The following is an 18387-nucleotide window of genomic DNA, read 5'->3' as shown; positions in this document are numbered from 1 at the left end:
ACCCTACGAAAAACGCGCCAGTCCTTTGTAGGGTCGCCATTTATGGTGACCGAAATACGCTTAACTGACGAGCATTACGCCATTCATGGCGACCTGATTACAACGCCACCCTTTACCGCGTACTAAAACCGGCAACGCGGTGTGCTGCATTCGATATTACAGCTGTCGGAAACGCGCGTGGTACTTATTAGTCATCGCTGCATACAGGCAAAAATCCATTAAGGGGAAAACGATGCCGAGCATCATGACTAACGGAATTCGCACCCATTACGACATCGCGGGACGTGGGCCGGCCATCATTTTCGTCTCCGGTCTCGGCGGCACCGCCGCGTACTGGCAGCCGCAGGTCAATGCCTTCGCGGACGAGTTTACCGTGGTGACCTACGATCAACGCGGTGCGGGGCAATCCGATCATCCCGCTGGCCCGTACAGCATCGAAACATTGGTGGATGATCTGCAGGCACTGATTGCCGGGTTGGAATTGGATCGCCCGATTTTAGTAGGGCACTCTACCGGCGGTGCAATCGGCCAAATTCTGGCGTCGCGCCATCCGCAACTGCTGGCGGGCATGGTGCAGTACGCCAGCTGGGCCAAATCCGATATGCATTTCAACTGGTGCTTCCGCATGCGCCGTGCGCTGCTGCTTGGCAGCACGCTGGAGGAGTATGTACACGGCAGCGCACTGTTCCTCTATCCGCCAGAACACATCAAAGCCAACGCCGACACTTTATCGCCCGCGCTGCTCGCCTCCGCCACGCGCTTTCCGGCACGCGACGTGGTGCTAAGCCGCATCGACGCGATTATGGCGCACGATGCCAGCGCGGCACTGCCAAAAATCCAGACGCCAACGCTGGTGATGTGCGCGCAAGACGACATCCTCACGCCGCCGTATCAATCGCGGCTGCTGGCCGAAAACATCCCCGGCGCGCAGCTGAAAATCGTGCCGCAGGGCGGCCACAGTTTTTCAGAAACCGAAACGCCGCTGTTTAACCAAATTACCCGCGACTTTATGGCGAGCCTGCACTCGCCAGCGAACTGAATCGAGGAATCTGACATGACTGACAAGAAGAATGTTGAGTTCGGCGTATTTTTGCCGGTCGGCAACGGTGGCTGGATCACTTCGACCACCAGCCCGCAGTTGCCCGCGACCTACGATTACAACAAACAGGTGGCGATCCTCGCGGAACAACTCGGGTTTGACTTCGCGCTGTCGATGGCGAAGTGGCGCGGCTACGGCGGCCCATCGCAGCATTGGGACGTGACGCTGGAAAGCCTGACCACCATGGCCGGTATCGCCGAAGCCACCAGCCGCATCGGCGTGTGGGGCACGGTTCACACCATGGTGTTTCATCCAGCGGTAGTAGCAAAAATGAGTGCGGTGCTGGACCAAATCTCTAAAGGCCGCTTTGGCCTGAATATCGTGTCCGGCTCTAATCCCAGCGATCAGGGGCAAATGGGATTGTGGATGGACCTCGATCACGCCGAGCGTTACGAACTGGCCGCCGAGTGGCTGACGGTGCTGAAGCGTTTGTGGACCGAAGATCGCGTTGACCACAAAGGCAAGCACTACGAGCTGATCGACTGTATGTCGAACCCGAAACCGGCCGCGCCGCCGCCGATTATCTGCGCGGGCGCGTCGGATCGTGGCTTCCTGTTTACCATGGATCACTGCACCGGCAGCTTTATGCTCGGTTCGGACCATGACGACTTCATCAAAACCGGGCTGCGTGCCAAAGAGCTGGCCGCGCAGCAGGGCAAACCCGATTTCAAAACCTACGGCTTGTTCACCATCGTACCGGGCGCGACCGATGCCGAAGCGCATGAGCGTGTGGCGCTGTATGACGCGGGCGTTGACACCATCGCGCTGGATAACCAGACGCGCGAATACTCCGGCGATAAAAGCTTTAAGCAGAACACCATGGCGCAGCGCTTTGTTTCGCAGGGCGAGCAGCGCAATTCGATGACGCGCGCCGCATTGGTGGGATCGCCAGAAACTATCGGCACCAAGCTGGCCGCCATTATCAAAGGCGCGCAGCTGGATGGCGTAACGGTGATTGTGCCGGACTTTATTGACGATCTGCGCGTCGTCGGCACCGAGGTGCTCGAAGTGCTGGAGCAGCACGGCGTCAACACCAACGCGCGTACCTATCAAAACAAGTAGGGTCGCCATTTATGGCGACCACATAAACCAGGTGCGCATGAATGCGCCCCCTACGAATTCACACAACGATAAATCCACCTTTTCCGCGATGCGGATTGCCAGGAGTCGAGCGATGAAAATGAAGATGATGTTGGCTGTTGCGGTAGCGGCTGCGATCGGTTGCAGCGCGGGGGCACAAGCAGATGACAGCAAACCGCGCGTCGCGGCGCTGTTCACCCAAACCGTCACCCAAGGTTCCTGGGATATGGCGGGTTATGCCGCCTTCAAATCGATGGCCACTAAAGAAGGTTTCACGCCGAGCTATCTCGAACACACTACGTACGAAGCGGCGCCTTCGGTATTGCGCCAGCTGGCGTCAGACGGCGTGAAGCTGATCATCGCGCACTCATCCGGCTATTCGGCGGCGATCAAAGAAGTAGCGCCGTCATTCCCTAACACCCAGTTCGTGCTCTACTCCTACGAAGGTTCCACCAACGATCTGCCGAACTATTCGGCGTGGTCGGTGGATTGGGATGAGTACGGCTTTGTGCTCGGCGCATTGGCGGCATCAGCGAGTAAAACCGGCCATATAGCGGTGATCAGTGGCGAACCGATTCCCTCGGCGGAGCGCACCGTGCAGTTCATCAAAAAAGGGGCTGCCTACGTTAATCCGAAAGTGGTGGTGGATTCTGCCTATGTCGGCTCGTTCACCGATGTGGCGCGCGCCAAAGAGATTGCGACCGGTGCGATTGCGCGCGGTGCGGATTTCGTCATTCCATCAGCCGACACCGCTGACGCCGGTATTCAGCAGGCCGCCGATGAAGAGGGCGTGTTAACCATCGGTTCTTACACCGACCAAGCCAAATCCTTCCCCAATTCGATCATGACCTCAACGGTGATGAACTTTGATAAATCCTACGCCGACATCGGCAAGCATTATGCCGATCACCAGTTAGGCAATCGCATCATCACCGAAAACCTGAAAACCAACGGCTGGACGCTGTCGAAGCCGTTTGCTCACGTCGATAAAGCCGTGCAGGACAAGGTGTTTAAGGTGATGGACGACATCAAATCCGGCAAGGTCAAGATTGAGGACTAACGCCATGTCCAGCCCGCTCATCGAACTCGATCACGTCTCGAAGCGCTATCCCAATGGCTTCCAGGCGCTGGACAAAGTGTGTCTGTCGCTGTTCCCCGGAGAGATTCACGCGCTGCTGGGTGAGAACGGAGCGGGCAAATCCACATTAATGAACATTCTGTATGGCGTGCATGAACCGAGTGAAGGCGGCGTGCTGATGAATGGTCGGCAGGTGATTCACCGGCGACCGGCCGATGCCATTGCTAACGGCATTGGCATGGTGCATCAGCATTTTAAACTGGTGGCTCCATTTAGCGTGGCGGAGAACCTGGCGCTGGTGGCACGCGGCGAGCAGCGCAAAGCCTTTCGTCGCCACGCCGATATCCGCGCCTTTATGCAGCGTTACGGCGTTGATCTTGATCCGGCGGCAGTTGTCGGTCACTTGCCGCTGGCGTTGCAGCAGCGGGTGGAGATCCTCAAAGCGCTGGTTAATGACACACGCGTGCTGCTGCTGGATGAGCCGTCCACCATTCTGACGCCCGCTGAAGTCACCGCGCTCTACGTCACGCTGCGCCGCATCTGTGCCAGCGGAACGGCGGTGGCGGTGGTGACGCATAACGTCGATGAAGTGCTGGCGAATGCCGATCGTTACACCATTCTGCGCCGTGGCAAAACCAACGGCAGCGGATTAACGCACAGCTGCACGCCGGATGAGCTGGTGGAGCGTATTGTCGGACGCGCCGTCAGCAGCGGCACGCGGCTCGGCCAGCAGCGCAGCGGCGGCGCAGAGCAGATGCGCCTCAGCAACATTCAGCTGCGACCTGGCAGCGGTTCACCAGGTTTGCACGACATCAATCTCACGCTGGCGGCGCGCGAAGTGGTTGGCGTGGCGGGCGTGGAAGGCAACGGACAGAGCGAACTGTTCGCCATTCTGGCGGGTGAACTGCAACCGGAAGGCGGCGAAGTGGTGCGAGCTAGTGACAATGTCACGTTAGCCTTGGTACCTCAGGATCGCCATCACGAAGGTTTATCGCTTGATCTGCCGGTGTCACACAACTTGCTCTATCCCGAAATTATGCGAGGCGCATATCGCCGCGCTGGATTGCTCGATCACAAGGCGATTGCCACACGCGCCGTGGAGATGCTCGCGCAGTCGGATATTCGCACCCATTCGCACGCCAGCCCGGCGCGTTCGCTGTCTGGCGGTAATCAGCAAAAGATCGTGGTGGCACGCGCGCTGGCGCAGGACGCGTCGATTATCGTGGTGTATCAGCCAACGCGCGGCCTGGATATGGCGGCGGCAGAAGCGGTGCTGATGCGCCTTGCCGAGGCGGCAGATGCCGGCACCACCGTGATTATCATCTCTTCGAATATCGAAGAGTTAATTCGCATTTCGGATCGCATCGTGGTGATGAACGGCGGCAGGATTACCGGCGCCGTAGCGGGAGATGAGATGAATATTGAACGAATTGGCACCCTGATGACGTCGGGTCGCGCTGCGCAGCTCGCAGGAGGTTTGCATGTCTGATTCCGTTACTACGCTGGCGCAAACCAGCGCCTCGTTGCGCCGCTTACTCGCGCAGCTCAGCGCATCGCGATCGTTGTGGATCACGCTCAGCGCTTTTGTCGGCTCGCTGATCATTGGCTTAGCGCTGATTGCGGCCATGGGCGTGCCGATGCGGGCGGCAATGTCCACCGCGTTTGACGGCGCATTCGGTACACTGCGCGCGCTGTCCGACACGTTGGTGTTTATGACGCCGCGCCTGCTGGTGGCGCTGGGCGCGTTGATCGCCATTCGTGGCGGCATGTTTAATCTCGGCGGCGAAGGGCAGCTGCAGATGGGCGCGATTGGTGCGATGCTGCCGTTTCTCGCCTTTGGTGATGTCGGCGCGGCGCTGCTGCCGCTGTCGATCCTCAGCGGGGCGCTGTGCGGTGCGTGCTGGGGAGCAATTCCGGCGCTGCTAAAAGTGTGGCGCGGCATTGATGAAATTATTGTCACGCTGATGATGAATTTTATCGCCATCTACCTGCTGAAATATCTGGTGCAAGGTCCAATGCGACCGGCCAACTCCAACTTCAATATGTCAGCGCAGCTGCCCGCCGATGGCGTTTTTCAGCAGGTGATAGAAGGCACGCGTTTGCATGCTGGCGTGTTCCTCGCGCTGCTGATCGCGCTGGCGGTGTGGGTGATGCTCAATCACAGCGCTTTCGGACTCAAACTGCGCGCTAGTGGGCAGAGTCCGCGCTTTGTGCGCTTACAGGGGCAATCCGCCGCCAAAACCGTGCTCTCCAGCATGGCGATCTCCGGCGCAGTGAGCGGCCTGGCCGGCACCTTTGAAGTGCTCGGCGTGCAATATCGGCTAATTGATGGCTTCTCGTCGGGGCTCGGCTTTGAAGGGTTAGCGGTGTCGTTTCTGGCCGGATTGCAGCCGTTTGGCGCGGTAATCGTCTCACTCTACTTCGGTGCCATCAACAGCGCTGCGCTGGCGCTGCAAACCACTTTTTCCATCCCGGCGGCGCTTGCTGATGTACTGGGCGGCATGCCGATTCTGATTCTGGCGGTGCTGAGCGGCGTGATGTTGGTGAAAGGGAGGCCGGTATGGAATTCAACACTGTAACCCTGGCGCTGTTTCTGGCGGGCGGATTGCGGCTGTGCGTGCCAGTGCTACTGGCGGCGCTGGGTGAAACCGTTTCCGAACGCGCGGGCGTGTTCACCATTGGGTTGGAAGGCTTGATGCTGTTTGGTGCTTCTTCTTCGGCACTGGGACTGGCGCTGACCGGCTCGCCGGTGTTGGCGCTGGGTGCGGGCATGTTGGGCGGATTGCTGGCTGCGCTGCTGCTGGCATTAGGCACGGTGCTGGCACGCGCCAACCAGATCGTGATGGGCATCGGCTTCAATCTGTTCGCGATTGGCGCGACCTCGCTGATTCGCCAGCTGTGGCTGAGCGGTGCGCCTGCCGCCGGATCGATGCGCTCGGTTTCGATGCTTAAGCTGCCGGGCTTATCCGATTTGCCGGTGGTGGGGCGTGCGCTGTTTTCCCAGAGCCCGGTGTTCTATCTGGCGGTAGTGATCGCCATTGCGCTGTGGTGCCTGCTGCGTTTTACCCGCGCCGGATTGCTGCTGCGTGCGGTGGGTGAAAACGCCTTAGCGGCCGATGCCGCCGGGCATTCTGTGCTGAGCATTCGCTTCAGCGCCACGTTGTTCACCGGACTGATGGCGGGCTTGGGCGGCGCGTACCTGTGCATCGTGGCTTCTGGCGGCACCTTCGTCGACAACATGACCGCCGGTCGCGGCTATCTGGCCATCGCCATCACCATTTTTGCCCGCTGGATGCCGCTGCGCGTGCTGATCGTCGCCATCGTGCTGGGTCTGCTCGAAGCGTTGCAGTTCCAGGGCCAATATCTCGGCGTGGATATCGCGCCATCGCTGCTGATGGCAATGCCATTTGTGGTGGCGCTGATTGCCTGGATCATGATGGGCAAAGCCGGTGCGGCACCGGGAGATTTAGGCCGACCTTTCTTACGTCATTCAGGGCGTTAATCTTTTAATTTTTCAGGAGAAACAGATGAATCAGGCAATCAATCCCGAAGGTTGGATTATCGGTAAAACTGCGACCGGCCTCAATCACCTCAACTGGGGCGTAAAAGCGGGCAATCATGTGTATGTCGCGGGGATGTTATCGACCGATCCGGTGGATGGCAGCATCGTGGGCATCGGCGATATTGAAGTGCAGACGCGCCGCGTGCTCGACAGCATCAAAGTGGTGCTGGAAGCGGCGGGCAGCAGCATGGATCACGCAGTAATGAATCAGATCTTCCTGCGCGACCTCGATGATTACCACAAATTCAACGAAATCTACGTCACCTATTTCCCCGCGCTGCTGCCCGCCCGTTTCTGCGTGAAGCTGGAGATGGTGCGCCCCGAATTTCTGGTAGAAATCGCCACCACGGCAGTGATTCCAGCGTAACGCCGTAGGGTCGCCATTCATGGCGACCAGGTGCGCATAAATGCGCACCCTACAAAACCGGCGCAGGACAGTCGTAGGGTCGCCATTCATGGCGACCGCTGCCAATAATTAATGAGGATAATGGCATGCAATACCGATATCTCGGACGCAGCGGGCTAAAAGTGTCCGAAATCTGCCTTGGCACCATGATGTTTGGCGGTGCCACCGACGAAGAAACGTCGCGCCGCATTATTGCCGATGCGCGTGACAGCGGCGTCAACTTTATCGACACCGCCGATATGTACAACAAAGGCGAATCCGAGCGCGTGGTGGGTCGGGCGATTGCCACTGATCGTGATAACTGGGTGTTGGCAACCAAAGTCGGTAACCCGATGGGCGATGGCCCGAATCAGTGCGGCATGTCGCGCAAATGGATTCGCGAAGCGGTGCATGGATCGTTATCGCGTCTCGGCACCGATTACATTGACGTGCTTTACATGCACAAAGCGGATTTCAACTCGCCGCTGGAAGAGATGGTGCTGGCGTTTGCCGACCTGATTCGCGAAGGAAAAATCGGTTACTTCGCAGTCTCTAACTTCAAAGCGTGGCGTCTGGCGGAAACCGTACGCCTGGCGCGCGAAGCGGGCATTGCCGGACCGGTTGCCACGCAGCCGCTTTATAACCTTGCTAACCGTGAAGCCGAGGTGGAAATTCTGCCATCGGCAGCCTATTTCGGCGCAGGCGCGGTGTGTTACAGCCCGCTGGCGCGCGGCATCCTGACGGGAAAATATCGCGTGGGTGCCGCGCCCGACAGTGACAGCCGCGCCGGGCGTGCCGATCCGCGCATGATGGAAGCGGAATGGCGTCCGGAATCACTTAGAGTAGCAAGCGAACTGGCGGCTTACGCAGAACGCAGCGGACGTCAGCCCGCGCATGTGGCGCAGATGTGGGTGATGCGTAATCAGTTGGTGACCAGCACGCTGGTGGGGCCGCGCACTTTTGAGCAGTGGCGGGATGGCATTGCCGCGCTGGATTGTCCGTGGTCAGCGGAAGACGAAGCGTTCTGCGATCGGCTGGTTTCGCCGGGTAAAGGCTCCAGCCTTGGTCCGGTCGATCCGCATCATCCTGTTGAAGGCCGAATTGTGCGCGAGCGTGCGTTATGACTGAAAACCCTATTATCCTTGCCGATGCTTATCGTGGCGGCATGCGCCAACTGGCGGCGGGCGTGTGCCTGATTACTGCCAGCTATCAGGGACAACCCGGCGGCATGATCGCCACGGCGGTAACGTCAGTGAGCGCTGAACCGCCGACTTTGCTGGTGTGCGTGAATCGCAGCGCATCCCTGTTTGCCATGATTGCCGAAAGCGGGCGCTTTTGCGTTAACCTGTTATCCGCTGATGCGCAGGCGTTAGTAGATGTGTTCAGCAATTCCGCCCGCCGCGATGAGCGGTTTCAACACGGTGAATGGCTGATGGCGGCCAACGGCGCGCCGCTGTGTGCGGAATCGTTGGTGTCGTTTGAGTGTAGTTTGGCGAAAATCGTGGATTGGCATACGCACGCGATTTTTCTCGGCGAAGTGACTGCGGTGTTGCATCCGCGGAGTGATGCGGCACCAATGGTGTATCACAATCGGGGATTTCATGAGTTGGTGTAGCGTGGTCGCCATAAATGGCGACCTTACAACGGCAACATAATTACTACATCAATCTCCAGCAGCAGCTCCGGCTCAGCCAGCGCGGCGATTTGAAACAGCGTGCTGGCGGGTAATTCCAGACCGGCAAAAAACTGCTGGCGCACCGGGTGAATTTCCGCCACCAGTGCTAAATCCGTCACATAAGTGGTGGTGCGTACAATCCAGTCGCGGTGCGCGCCCAATCCTTCCAGCAAGCGATCGATATTGGCATAAACCTGCTCGACCTGTTTCTTCATATCGCCAATACCCACCACATCACCGTTTTCATCCCACGCCACCTGGCCAGTAGGAAACACCGGCGTGCCCGGACGAATTTTTACATGATTGTAATAGCTGCGCGCCTTCAGGCCAGCGGGATTAATGATGCTCATCATGCTCCTTAATTGTGGGTAATTTCGGGCCAATAACGGGTTAAGGCTATCATTGACCAGAGCCAGCGTGTAATCGTATTTCGGCTACGCGGTGTTGCGCGATAAGCAACGCGGTTTGCAGTGGGCTTATCTATTTCAAAGCGAAATAAACATTTATCGCTAACTTTATGCTGATTATGAATTTCATCCTTTTAACCCGATCTTGTATGGTGCGTTAAAGATTTTTAAACCTTTGCATTATAAGAATTAATTATTGCTATTTTATTTTTCACCTGGGGTAAATCATGATTAATATTAAATCTCTCATTACGGGAGCGGTTCTATCGTCTGCATTAATAACGACATCCGTTTATGCTCAGGAAGAGGCTGGCGTTGCGGCTAAATTTAATTTTCAGGTGAAATCTGATGCAAAATTACTGTCTTTATTACCGCAAGAGATCATTCAAAAAGGTTATGTGATTGCCGGAACCAATCCTAATACACCGCCCACCACGTTTTTCCTGGAAGATAATAAAACCTTATCCGGTCGCGACGTCGATATCATGAATGCAATTGGTCAGCGTTTGGGGTTAAAAGTCATCTGGAAGGATACTGGCGGTTTCGACAACATTATTCCCGGATTAAAAACCGGTCGCTTTGATGCGGTGCTGTCTAATATTCGACCGAGCCAAAAGCGTTTTGCGCAAATCGACTTCGTTAGTTATTTCGACAGTTCACGCCAGGCGGTGATTTCACGAAAAGATAAAAATGTGCCGCCGTTTACCCGCTTAACCGCGCTCTGCGGTGAAACCGTCGGCGCGGGCGTGGGCACGGCGCAGATTGAGTTTCTCAACGAAGCCAGCAAAACCTGCATCAGTGAAAATAAACCGGCGATTCAGGTTGCGGTATTCCCGAGCCGTCCTGATGGCGTGGTCGCGGTATTGAGCGGCAGAACATCGTTTTATTATGGCCCGTGGGAAGGGTTGGCGTATCAGGCCGCGCAGCTGAAAAATCTGGCGATTACCGGTGAAATTAGCGTGCAGGAACCACCGATGTCGATTGGATTACCGAAGGGATCGCCAATTGAGAAGGCGGTGCAGGCCGCGTTGAATTCATTAATTCAGGATGGCACTTACCAAAAAATCCTCGATCACTGGTTTATTGGTTACGGTGCGGTAAAAGAAGCCAAACTTAATGAAGACGTGTTCGCTAAACAGTCATAGGAAAAGGTATGAGCGGTTTCCGCATCGTTAACAGAACACGTAAAGCCAGTGCGCAGCAGATAGCGGCCTATCAGGATTTGCCGGTGGCGAATATCAGCGATGCGATGCAGCGCTTAACGTCGGGCGGGGCCAATCTGCGGCCTTATCACGCCGGTGGCTATATGGCGGGCGTTGCGCTCACCGTTAAGTGTCGGCCCGGTGATAATTTGCTGGTGCATTACGCTTTGAATATTGCTGAACCCGGCGACGTGATTGTGGTGGACGCCGGTGGCGATGTGACCAACGCGATTGTCGGTGAGCTGATGCTGACCTATGCGGCGAAGAAGCGCATCGCTGGCGTGGTAATCAACGGCGCGGTGCGCGACAGCCGAAGTATCCGCAACAACGCTTTGCCGGTCTATGCGGCGGGTGTTACCCATCGCGGGCCTTATAAAGACGGACCGGGCGAAGTGAATGTGCCGATTTCGATCAATGGCATGGTGATTGGAGCGGGGGATCTTATCGTGGGTGATGATGATGGCGTGCTGTGCGTGCCTTTTGATCACATCGATGAGATTCACGCACTGGCCAGCGCGCGACACAGCGGTGAAATCGCCAAACTGCAGGCCATCGCCGAAGGACGCAATAAGCGCGATTGGGTCGAGAAGAAATTGCGCGAACTAGGCTGCATTTTCCCAACGTAGGGTCGCCATTTATGGCGACCAAAATCATCAGCCATGCACTTGCTGCGTGCGCCGATCCCGCACCGTGACATACAAAAACGCCAGCACAAACAGCGCCGCGTAGATCACCACAATGGTTGGGCCCGGCGCGCTATCTAGGAAGAACGAGGCGTATACGCCGCTGAAACCTGTCACCATCGCAATGCCAATCGCCAGCAACATCACCTGCACGAAACGGCGCGCCAGCAGCAAGGCGATAGCGCCGGGCGCGATCAGCATGGAAATTGACAGGATCACGCCCACCGATTTCAGCGCGGCGACGATGGTTAGCGAGATCAAACACAGCAAACCGTAATGCATCAATTTGCCGTTGATGCCGCAGGCGCGCGCCTGATTGGGATCGAACGCGTGCAGAAGCAAATCTCGCCACTTAATACCAATCAGCACGCTGACAATCACCGCGATGGCCGCTGTCTGGATGATATCCGCCAGGCTGATGCCTAACATATCGCCGAACAAAATGTGGTCGAGATGTACTTCAGGCTGAAGTTTCAGGTACAGCACCAAACCGGCGCCAAACATGCCGGAGAAGACGATGCCCATTACCGTATCGGGTTTGATGCGGCTGTTTTCGCTGATGTAGCCGGTTGCGACGGCGCACAGCATCCCGGCGACAAACGCGCCGATGGCGTAGGGCAAGCCAATCAGCCAGGCGATCACCACGCCAGGAAACACCGCGTGGCTCATCGCATCACCGAGCAATGACCAGCCTTTCAGCACCAGAAACGCCGACAGCATTGCGCACGGCAGCGACAGCACCAAAGTGGTGATAAGCGCCATGTTCATGAATTCGAACTTGAAAGGACTCAACAATAATTCAGCCATTTACGCCGTCCTCCAGGGTCTGACGTGCACGGCGGCGCGCAGCCAGCACGCCATGTTTTGGCGCGAAGACAAAGGCCACTAAAAATACCAGCGTCTGCGCCACCACAATTACGCCGCCGGTCGCGCCATCAAGGAAATAGCTGCTCCATGCGCCGAGGAAACTGGTGATGCTGCCAATGGCGACGGCGATCATTAACAGGCGCGGGAAACGGTCGGTCAGCAGATAGGCGGTCGCGCCGGGCGTCACCACCAGACAAATCACCATAAACGCGCCGACGGTTTGCAGCGCGGCAACGGTGGACGCCGAGAGCAGGGTAAAGAACAGGATCTTCAGCCGCAGCGTATTCAAACCGAGTGAACGCGCATGGCTCTCGTCGAAGAAGGTCACCATCAGATCTTTCCACTTCAATAGCAAAATGGTCAGGGTGATAAAGCCAATCGCGCCGAGTTGCCAGATATCGGCAGGCGCAACCGACAAAATATTGCCTAGCACGATGGTTTGAATATTCACCGAAGTGGGATTAAGCGACACCAGAAACAGGCCGATGCCGAAAAACGACGAGAAAATCAGGCCGATGATGGCATCTTCTTTTAAGCGCGTGCGCTGATTGAGGAACAGCATGCTGCCCGCCGCCAGCCCGCCGGAGAGAAACGCACCGAGCGAAAAGGGCAGTCCGAGCATATACGCGCCCGCCACGCCGGGCACAATCGAGTGCGACAGCGCATCGCCGATCAGTGACCAGCCTTTCAGCATCAGGAAGCAGGAGAGAAATGCGCAAATCGCGCCGACCAGCGCCGCGATCCACATCGCATTCAGCATGTATTGATAGCCAAACGGTTCAATAATCCACGACATGGTTCGCTCCCCGGTCCGGATTTTTGTCTTTCATCAGCTGCATCAACACCGCGTTACGCTCATGCAGCGCGCCATCAAAGGTCTGCGCCAGATTGTCGGCGGTGAAAGTGTCATGCAGCAGGCCGCTCGCCAGCACGGTGTTTTTCACCAGCACGCAGCGATCGCAGAAATCGGGGATGGCGTTGAGATCGTGGGTGGAAACCAGCATTGTGCGGCCTTCGTCGCGCAGCTCTTTCAGCAGGGCGATAATCGCGGCTTCGGTTTTAACATCCACGCCGGTAAACGGCTCATCCAGCAGGATAATTTGGCCACTTTGCGCCAGCGCGCGCGCCAGAAACACGCGTTTCTTTTGCCCGCCCGACAGCTCGCCAATCTGACGATGACGATAGGCGCTCATTCCCACGCGTTCCATCGCCTGATCTACGCTGTGTTTGTCGGCGGCTCGCGGAATACGCAGCATGCCCATATAGCCGTAGCGGCCCATCATCACCACATCTTCCACTAATACCGGGAAGCTCCAGTCCACTTCCTCCGCTTGTGGAACATAGGAAACGATGTTGTGTTTCAGCGCCTTATTGGCCGGCATGCCTGCCAGCGTTACTGCGCCCGAGGAGAGCGGCACAAATCCCATGATTGCTTTGAACAGCGTGGATTTGCCGGAACCGTTAACACCAATCAGCGCGGTGATGCTGCCTGCGGGCACGCTAAAAGAGGCTTTGCGCAGCGCCGTATGGCCGTTTCGGTAGGTGACACCGACATTCTCGACGAGTAAACCTGCGGCTGGGTTCATTTCTGGCTTCCTTCTGTGATGCCTTTCACCACGGTTTCAGTGGTGACGCGCAAGAGATCCAGATAGGTCGGCACCGGGCCATCGCTGTTGCTCAGCGAATCGACGTACAACACGCCGCCGTAATGAATGCCGGCTTCACGCGCCACTTGCTGAGCGGGTTTGGCAGAGATGGTGCTTTCACTAAAGATGGCAGGGATTTGATGATCGCGCACCGCATCGATCACTTTACGCACCTGCTGCGGCGTGCCTTGTTGATCGGCGTTAATCGGCCATAAGTAGAGTTCTTTCAAAGCGAAATCGCGCGCCAGATAAGAGAAAGCACCTTCACTGGTCACCAACCAACGTTTATCAGCGGGCAGCTTGTCGATAGCAGCTCGCATCGGCGCGATGGTTTGTTGAATCTGCGCTTTGTAACGCTCGGCGTTGGCCTGATAAATCGCGGCATTGGCGGGATCGTATTTTTGCAACGCGTTGCGGATGTTATCGACGTAGATCAGCGCGTTATCCGGCGACATCCACGCATGCGGATTGGGTTTGCCGTTGTACGGGCCTTCAGTAATGCCCATCGGCTCAATGCCTTCTGTCACGGTAACCTGCGGCACATCCTTGAGGCGCTGGTAAAAGCGGCTGAACCACAGTTCCAGATTAAAACCGTTTACCAGAATCAGATTGGCACCTTGCGCGCGACGAATATCGCCTGGCGTGGGTTGGTATTCGTGGATTTCTGCGCCGGTTTTGGTAATCGACGTCACGTCCGCGGCATCACCCGCAACGTTTTTCGCCATATCGGCGATCACCGTAAAAGTGGTCACCACTTTGAGTTTTTCAGCCGCTGATGCGGTAAACGCGCTGAGTGACAGCAGGATGGCGATCGCAGGCAAGAGGCGTTGAGTGAACATGATCATCTCCAGAGAAATATAGCCAATGCTATAATATATAGCTGATGCTATCTATATGAGTCATTTTTGTTCACAACGCCAGTATCTAGACGAAAATTTACGAAATGGGAACGGTAAATAAAGACAGGCTTTTGTCGGGTGCGCATCTCTGCGCACCGGGGAAGTCAGCGCATTAATCAGTTGGCGTCAAAAATCACATACAACTTGCGCATGGTGTTTTCAATTACCCAGGTGCCTTCGGTATTGGCTTCAAAGAACAACGAATCGCCGGGTTTGAAATGTATCGTCTCTTCGCCATCCGGCGTGAAAGAGCCGTTGCCGTTGAGGAAGTGCATGACTTCGGCCTGTTTCACCGAGCGGCGATAGGAACCGACGCCGCATTCGAATATTCCGGTATCGATATCTTCTTTACCGGGAATCACTTTTTGAATGCCGGATAAAGCAATGCTGCCGGTGCCAGGCAAACCTTCTACGCTACCCCAATCTTCCATTGATGGAATGACGGCGGGTTGGGTGATTTTTTGGACTTTCATTATTTTCCTCTGAATTAAGTGGTGTGCGGTTGAGATTCCAGGTCGCCATGAATGGCGACCCTACGGCAACAGTCGCAGGTGGTGGAAACCACGTTGCCCAGCACGCGGCGCAGAAAATCCTGGGTGCGGGGCTCCTGCGGTTTTAGCAGGATTTGATCGGCGGGACCTTGTTCGACAATTTGGCCGCTGTGCAGGAAACAGACGCGATCAGCGACTTCACGCGCAAACTGCATTTCATGCGTCACAACAATCATCGTCATGCCTTCACGCGCCAGATTGCGCATCACCTGCAGCACTTCGCCCACCAGTTCCGGATCGAGCGCTGAGGTCGGTTCATCAAACAATATCGCTTTCGGTTGCAGCGCCAGCGTGCGGGCAATTGCCACGCGCTGCTGCTGGCCGCCTGAAAGCTGCGTTGGCCACGCGTTGATCTTCTCTGCCAGCCCAACCATCGCCAGCAGATCTTTGGCGCGCTTCTCCGCCACATGACGCGGTTCGCCATTGACGTGCATCGGGCCTTCCATCACGTTCTCTAATACGCTTCGATGCGGAAAGAGGTTGAAGCGCTGGAACACCATGCCAATCTGCCGACGCAAATCGTTGATGCTTTTGTGTTTGTTATTGACACGCTGGCCCAGCACGTTGATGTCGCCGCCTTCGTAAGTTTCCAGGCCATTGATGCAGCGCAAAATGGTTGATTTCCCCGAACCCGACGGGCCGATCAAACACACCACTTCGCCTTCGCTGACGTTGAAACTCACGCCTTTCAGCACTTCGACATGGCCGAATTTTTTATGCACATCACGAATTTCAATCATCTCAGGCTCCTTTAATCTGGCGTTTTTCCAACTGCTTGGTCAGCGCCAGCAACGGCAGGCACAGCACCAGATAGAGCAGCGCCACCAGCGTATACACCGTGGTGTTATCAAAGGTGGACGCGGCAATCAGCTGGCCCTGACGCGTCATTTCGGTGACGGCAATGGTAGAGGCCAGCGCGGAATCTTTCAGCATCATCACCAGCGTGTTGCTGTAAGGCGGCAGGGCGACGTGAAACGCCTGCGGCAGCACCACGCGGCGCATCGCTTTCGGGAAACTCATGCCCATCGAACGTGCGGCTTCGAGCTGGCCGCGATCCACCGATTCAATGCCGGCGCGGAAAATCTCAGCGATATAGGTCGAAAAGCAGAAGGCGATACCGATTACGCTGGCCTGAAACGACGACAGCGTGATGCCAATATCGGGGAAGACAAAATAGATATAAAACAGCACCACAATCATCGGCAGGCCGCGCGTAATATTAATAACGGTCGCAATCGGCCAGGAAATTATTTTCCACGGACACATCTTCGCCGCAGCAAAAATCAGTCCCAATGGCGTGCTGATTATCAGGGACAAAATGGTGATGTAAATCGTCATTTCGGCCCCTTTTAACAGGAAGGGCAGATAAACGTGAATACTACTCCAATCCATGATAATCCCCTGCAGATAAATTTCATTATAATGAATATCCCCGATGGCGAATCACTGTCAATCTTTACCCGCCGAACAGAGATAGCTTTTACTTATTGTCGTCATACGAATAGGCTATAGGTTAAATAACGCTTGTTATCAAAGGGGTTAATCCGTAATTGTGAATTAACGCAGTGTGATTAAATAAAACATTGACAGATGCCTGACTAATTTCATTATAGTGAAAATGACGTTCGCCCTTTTCATTTGATTCAGGAGTGAGTTATGTCTGCTAATCGTTCCCGGTTATTATTCGCGTGTCTGGCGGCTGCATTTAGCCTCAATGCTCAAGCGGCGGCGCTGACCGCCGGTTCACCGCCTTCCAGTGCCCCAACCACTTTTCTCGATACCCAAAGCGGCAAAATTGAAGGCTTTATGCCGGATGTGGCAGCCGAAGTGGCGAAGCGCCAGCACCTCGATATTAATTACACCGCCATCCCATTCTCCACGCTGATTCAATCGGTGATTGCCGGCAAAATTGACATGATTGTGGCCGGTATGACGCCCACCGAAGAACGTGCGAAACGCATTACGTTTTCGCAGCCGGTGACCGCGTTTGGCGCGGGTTTGGTGGTGCGTGACGACAACAAAAAGACCTATAACTCGTGGCAGGATGTGAAAGGTGACATCGTCGGCACCATGGCGGGCACCGATTACACCCAAAGCCTGATGGCGAGCGGCATCGCCAAAGAGGTGAAGGTTTATGACAGTCCGGCGGATATGACGCGCGATTTATCGCTCGGACGTATTGCGGCGGGCATGAATGATTATCCGATCCTCAAAGCGCAGGAAAAAGCCGGCGGCCTGAAAGGCATGCACGTTATTGACGGTTATAAACCTGAACATGTTTCGCCGATGGCGTTTGGCGTGAAAAAGGGCAACGATCAATTAATGGCACAGATCAATAGCGCGCTGACCGCGATGAAAGAAGACGGCACTTTGCAAACCATTAAAACCAAATGGGGCATGCCATAACGTCGCTGCGGCATATTTTGCTGTCTCGCACCGGTAATTTCAGCGATAAACACAGTATCAGGGAAATAAACGCGGCGACTGCGCTGTGCGAAATTGGATAAAGTTATCCGCTGGAAGGGTAAAAACCGATGAACAAAGTGAGTATCAGTGACGAAGCAACGGATGCGCAGGACGCGGATATTGGATCGCGCCTGAAACGGATTCGTAAGGCGCGCAATATGACCATCACTGATTTGGCGCAGCTGGCGAATGTGTCTGCTGGCGCTATCAGCCAGATCGAGCGCAACCTGACGAATCCCACCGTGCGCGTGTTAGAGCAGCTGAGATTGGTGTTAAAAGTGCCGCTTTCAGCGTTCCTGGAAGAGAATCAAACCAATCTGCGCGGCGCAGAACATTATGTGCGTCGCGCCGTTGAGCGGCCGCATTTTAATGTCGGCAAGCGCGGGATCTCCAAGGAGATGCTGTCGCCGTCAGGCGATCACGATTTGCAGTTTATGTTTATCAATGTGCCGCCGGGCGTGCGTTCCGATGAGATGTTGATGGGCAAGGGTGAGAAGGCCGGATTGGTGATGGAAGGTGAGCTGACGCTGGAGATTGATGGCGACAGCGCCATCTTAACCGCAGGCGACAGCTTCCAGTTCCAGAGCCATTTACCGCACAACATTTTTAACCATAGCGCGAGTGAAGCCAGAGTATTGTGGATCATGCACATTCCCTCTGAACATCATTTGTGATTTCGTCACCGACGTGGCGTGCAGGACTTGAGACGATGCGCATAAAAATTAATGCAGTAGCAGACAGTGAACGCTTTCCCGAATCCGTTGATGTGATTGTGATTGGCGGCGGC

21 protein-coding genes are annotated in these 18387 nt (G+C 55.8%); 13 read left to right on the top strand and 8 right to left on the bottom strand.

What is annotated here, in order from left to right; translation table 11 throughout:
- The first annotated feature begins 232 nt into the window (after positions 1-232).
- The 9 genes from RTY00_RS04775 (at position 233) to RTY00_RS04735 (ending at position 8819) form a co-directional block, all read left to right on the top strand.
- A complete protein-coding gene (locus RTY00_RS04775; RefSeq protein WP_312663601.1) occupies positions 233-1039 on the top strand; it encodes an alpha/beta fold hydrolase in 807 nt (268 codons plus the stop codon).
- 15 nt (positions 1040-1054) lie between these two features.
- The gene (locus RTY00_RS04770; protein ID WP_312663600.1) at positions 1055-2161 is read left to right on the top strand and encodes an LLM class flavin-dependent oxidoreductase; all 1107 of its coding nucleotides are present in this window, start codon (positions 1055-1057) and stop codon (positions 2159-2161) included.
- A 112-nt stretch (positions 2162-2273) separates the two neighbouring features.
- On the top strand, positions 2274-3239 hold the full coding sequence (locus RTY00_RS04765; RefSeq protein WP_312663599.1) for a BMP family protein: 966 nt from the start codon (positions 2274-2276) through the stop codon (positions 3237-3239).
- A gap of 4 nt (positions 3240-3243) precedes the next feature.
- Entirely contained in the window at positions 3244-4746 is a 1503-nt protein-coding gene (locus RTY00_RS04760) for an ABC transporter ATP-binding protein (RefSeq protein ID WP_312663598.1), read from the top strand.
- On the top strand, positions 4739-5836 hold the full coding sequence (locus tag RTY00_RS04755; RefSeq protein ID WP_312663596.1) for an ABC transporter permease: 1098 nt from the start codon (positions 4739-4741) through the stop codon (positions 5834-5836). The genes RTY00_RS04760 and RTY00_RS04755 overlap by 8 nt, the downstream gene beginning before the upstream one ends.
- Positions 5818-6759, top strand: a complete 942-nt coding sequence (locus tag RTY00_RS04750; protein ID WP_312663595.1) for an ABC transporter permease — start codon at positions 5818-5820, stop codon at positions 6757-6759. The genes RTY00_RS04755 and RTY00_RS04750 overlap by 19 nt, the downstream gene beginning before the upstream one ends.
- A 25-nt stretch (positions 6760-6784) precedes the next feature.
- The gene (locus tag RTY00_RS04745) at positions 6785-7186 is read left to right on the top strand and encodes a Rid family hydrolase (RefSeq protein WP_008108743.1); all 402 of its coding nucleotides are present in this window, start codon (positions 6785-6787) and stop codon (positions 7184-7186) included.
- A 125-nt stretch (positions 7187-7311) separates the two neighbouring features.
- A complete protein-coding gene (locus tag RTY00_RS04740; protein WP_312663594.1) occupies positions 7312-8328 on the top strand; it encodes an aldo/keto reductase in 1017 nt (338 codons plus the stop codon).
- Positions 8325-8819, top strand: a complete 495-nt coding sequence (locus tag RTY00_RS04735; RefSeq protein WP_312663593.1) for a flavin reductase family protein — start codon at positions 8325-8327, stop codon at positions 8817-8819. The genes RTY00_RS04740 and RTY00_RS04735 overlap by 4 nt, the downstream gene beginning before the upstream one ends.
- Positions 8820-8842: 23 nt before the next feature.
- Here RTY00_RS04735 and RTY00_RS04730 read toward each other — a convergent pair whose 3' ends face one another.
- On the bottom strand, positions 8843-9229 hold the full coding sequence (locus tag RTY00_RS04730) for a RidA family protein (RefSeq protein ID WP_312663592.1): 387 nt from the start codon (positions 9227-9229) through the stop codon (positions 8843-8845).
- Positions 9230-9513: 284 nt separating this feature from the next.
- Between RTY00_RS04730 and RTY00_RS04725 the strand changes: the two genes are divergently transcribed.
- Positions 9514-10431: an ABC transporter substrate-binding protein gene (locus tag RTY00_RS04725; RefSeq protein ID WP_409519115.1), complete on the top strand. Its 918-nt coding sequence runs from the start codon at positions 9514-9516 to the stop codon at positions 10429-10431.
- Positions 10432-10439: 8 nt separating this feature from the next.
- The gene (locus RTY00_RS04720; RefSeq protein WP_312663590.1) at positions 10440-11114 is read left to right on the top strand and encodes an RraA family protein; all 675 of its coding nucleotides are present in this window, start codon (positions 10440-10442) and stop codon (positions 11112-11114) included.
- A gap of 27 nt (positions 11115-11141) precedes the next feature.
- On the opposite strand, the gene RTY00_RS04715 is transcribed toward RTY00_RS04720, so the two are convergent.
- The 7 genes from RTY00_RS04715 to RTY00_RS04685 all read right to left on the bottom strand — a co-directional run bounded on the left by RTY00_RS04715 (position 11142) and on the right by RTY00_RS04685 (position 16526).
- Positions 11142-11978 (bottom strand): metal ABC transporter permease, encoded by an 837-nt coding sequence (locus RTY00_RS04715; protein ID WP_312663589.1) that lies wholly within the window; start codon positions 11976-11978, stop codon positions 11142-11144.
- On the bottom strand, positions 11971-12834 hold the full coding sequence (gene sitC / locus RTY00_RS04710; RefSeq protein ID WP_154157176.1) for an iron/manganese ABC transporter permease subunit SitC: 864 nt from the start codon (positions 12832-12834) through the stop codon (positions 11971-11973). The genes RTY00_RS04715 and sitC overlap by 8 nt, the downstream gene beginning before the upstream one ends.
- On the bottom strand, positions 12818-13624 hold the full coding sequence (locus RTY00_RS04705) for a manganese/iron ABC transporter ATP-binding protein (RefSeq protein WP_312663588.1): 807 nt from the start codon (positions 13622-13624) through the stop codon (positions 12818-12820). Before RTY00_RS04705 ends, sitC begins: the two co-directional genes overlap by 17 nt.
- The gene (locus tag RTY00_RS04700; protein ID WP_312663586.1) at positions 13621-14523 is read right to left on the bottom strand and encodes a metal ABC transporter substrate-binding protein; all 903 of its coding nucleotides are present in this window, start codon (positions 14521-14523) and stop codon (positions 13621-13623) included. The genes RTY00_RS04705 and RTY00_RS04700 overlap by 4 nt, the downstream gene beginning before the upstream one ends.
- A gap of 176 nt (positions 14524-14699) precedes the next feature.
- Entirely contained in the window at positions 14700-15056 is a 357-nt protein-coding gene (locus tag RTY00_RS04695) for a cupin domain-containing protein (protein ID WP_312663585.1), read from the bottom strand.
- Between the two features lie 14 nt (positions 15057-15070).
- Positions 15071-15874, bottom strand: a complete 804-nt coding sequence (locus RTY00_RS04690; RefSeq protein ID WP_312663584.1) for an amino acid ABC transporter ATP-binding protein — start codon at positions 15872-15874, stop codon at positions 15071-15073.
- Position 15875: 1 nt separating this feature from the next.
- Positions 15876-16526 (bottom strand): amino acid ABC transporter permease, encoded by a 651-nt coding sequence (locus RTY00_RS04685; RefSeq protein WP_008108724.1) that lies wholly within the window; start codon positions 16524-16526, stop codon positions 15876-15878.
- Between the two features lie 264 nt (positions 16527-16790).
- On the opposite strand from RTY00_RS04685, the gene RTY00_RS04680 reads away from it, so the two are divergent.
- Both RTY00_RS04680 and RTY00_RS04675 read left to right on the top strand, forming a co-directional pair.
- Positions 16791-17540 (top strand): ABC transporter substrate-binding protein, encoded by a 750-nt coding sequence (locus RTY00_RS04680; RefSeq protein ID WP_008108722.1) that lies wholly within the window; start codon positions 16791-16793, stop codon positions 17538-17540.
- Between the two features lie 128 nt (positions 17541-17668).
- Complete coding sequence (locus tag RTY00_RS04675; RefSeq protein WP_312663581.1) at positions 17669-18274, top strand: cupin domain-containing protein; 606 nt, start codon at positions 17669-17671, stop codon at positions 18272-18274.
- The last annotated feature ends 113 nt before the right edge of the window (positions 18275-18387 follow it).

The sequence above is a fragment of the Pantoea sp. CTOTU49201 genome, from assembly GCF_032054795.1.
Lineage (GTDB): Bacteria > Pseudomonadota > Gammaproteobacteria > Enterobacterales > Enterobacteriaceae > Pantoea > Pantoea symbiotica.
Note: the sequence above shows the minus strand (reverse complement) of the source record. Positions and strands in the feature narration are given on the sequence as shown.

Excerpts from the sequence above, each read along its gene's own strand:
- RTY00_RS04775 (WP_312663601.1), top strand. The coding sequence starts at position 233 with ATGCCGAGCATCATGACTAACGGAATTCGCACCCATTACGACATCGCG.
- RTY00_RS04770 (WP_312663600.1), top strand. The coding sequence starts at position 1,055 with ATGACTGACAAGAAGAATGTTGAGTTCGGCGTATTTTTGCCGGTCGGC.
- RTY00_RS04765 (WP_312663599.1), top strand. The coding sequence starts at position 2,274 with ATGAAAATGAAGATGATGTTGGCTGTTGCGGTAGCGGCTGCGATCGGT.
- RTY00_RS04760 (WP_312663598.1), top strand. The coding sequence starts at position 3,244 with ATGTCCAGCCCGCTCATCGAACTCGATCACGTCTCGAAGCGCTATCCC.
- RTY00_RS04755 (WP_312663596.1), top strand. The coding sequence starts at position 4,739 with ATGTCTGATTCCGTTACTACGCTGGCGCAAACCAGCGCCTCGTTGCGC.
- RTY00_RS04750 (WP_312663595.1), top strand. The coding sequence starts at position 5,818 with ATGGAATTCAACACTGTAACCCTGGCGCTGTTTCTGGCGGGCGGATTG.
- RTY00_RS04745 (WP_008108743.1), top strand. The coding sequence starts at position 6,785 with ATGAATCAGGCAATCAATCCCGAAGGTTGGATTATCGGTAAAACTGCG.
- RTY00_RS04740 (WP_312663594.1), top strand. The coding sequence starts at position 7,312 with ATGCAATACCGATATCTCGGACGCAGCGGGCTAAAAGTGTCCGAAATC.
- RTY00_RS04735 (WP_312663593.1), top strand. The coding sequence starts at position 8,325 with ATGACTGAAAACCCTATTATCCTTGCCGATGCTTATCGTGGCGGCATG.
- RTY00_RS04730 (WP_312663592.1), bottom strand. The coding sequence starts at position 9,229 with ATGAGCATCATTAATCCCGCTGGCCTGAAGGCGCGCAGCTATTACAAT.
- RTY00_RS04725 (WP_409519115.1), top strand. The coding sequence starts at position 9,514 with ATGATTAATATTAAATCTCTCATTACGGGAGCGGTTCTATCGTCTGCA.
- RTY00_RS04720 (WP_312663590.1), top strand. The coding sequence starts at position 10,440 with ATGAGCGGTTTCCGCATCGTTAACAGAACACGTAAAGCCAGTGCGCAG.
- RTY00_RS04715 (WP_312663589.1), bottom strand. The coding sequence starts at position 11,978 with ATGGCTGAATTATTGTTGAGTCCTTTCAAGTTCGAATTCATGAACATG.
- sitC (WP_154157176.1), bottom strand. The coding sequence starts at position 12,834 with ATGTCGTGGATTATTGAACCGTTTGGCTATCAATACATGCTGAATGCG.
- RTY00_RS04705 (WP_312663588.1), bottom strand. The coding sequence starts at position 13,624 with ATGAACCCAGCCGCAGGTTTACTCGTCGAGAATGTCGGTGTCACCTAC.
- RTY00_RS04700 (WP_312663586.1), bottom strand. The coding sequence starts at position 14,523 with ATGTTCACTCAACGCCTCTTGCCTGCGATCGCCATCCTGCTGTCACTC.
- RTY00_RS04695 (WP_312663585.1), bottom strand. The coding sequence starts at position 15,056 with ATGAAAGTCCAAAAAATCACCCAACCCGCCGTCATTCCATCAATGGAA.
- RTY00_RS04690 (WP_312663584.1), bottom strand. The coding sequence starts at position 15,874 with ATGATTGAAATTCGTGATGTGCATAAAAAATTCGGCCATGTCGAAGTG.
- RTY00_RS04685 (WP_008108724.1), bottom strand. The coding sequence starts at position 16,526 with ATGGATTGGAGTAGTATTCACGTTTATCTGCCCTTCCTGTTAAAAGGG.
- RTY00_RS04680 (WP_008108722.1), top strand. The coding sequence starts at position 16,791 with ATGTCTGCTAATCGTTCCCGGTTATTATTCGCGTGTCTGGCGGCTGCA.
- RTY00_RS04675 (WP_312663581.1), top strand. The coding sequence starts at position 17,669 with ATGAACAAAGTGAGTATCAGTGACGAAGCAACGGATGCGCAGGACGCG.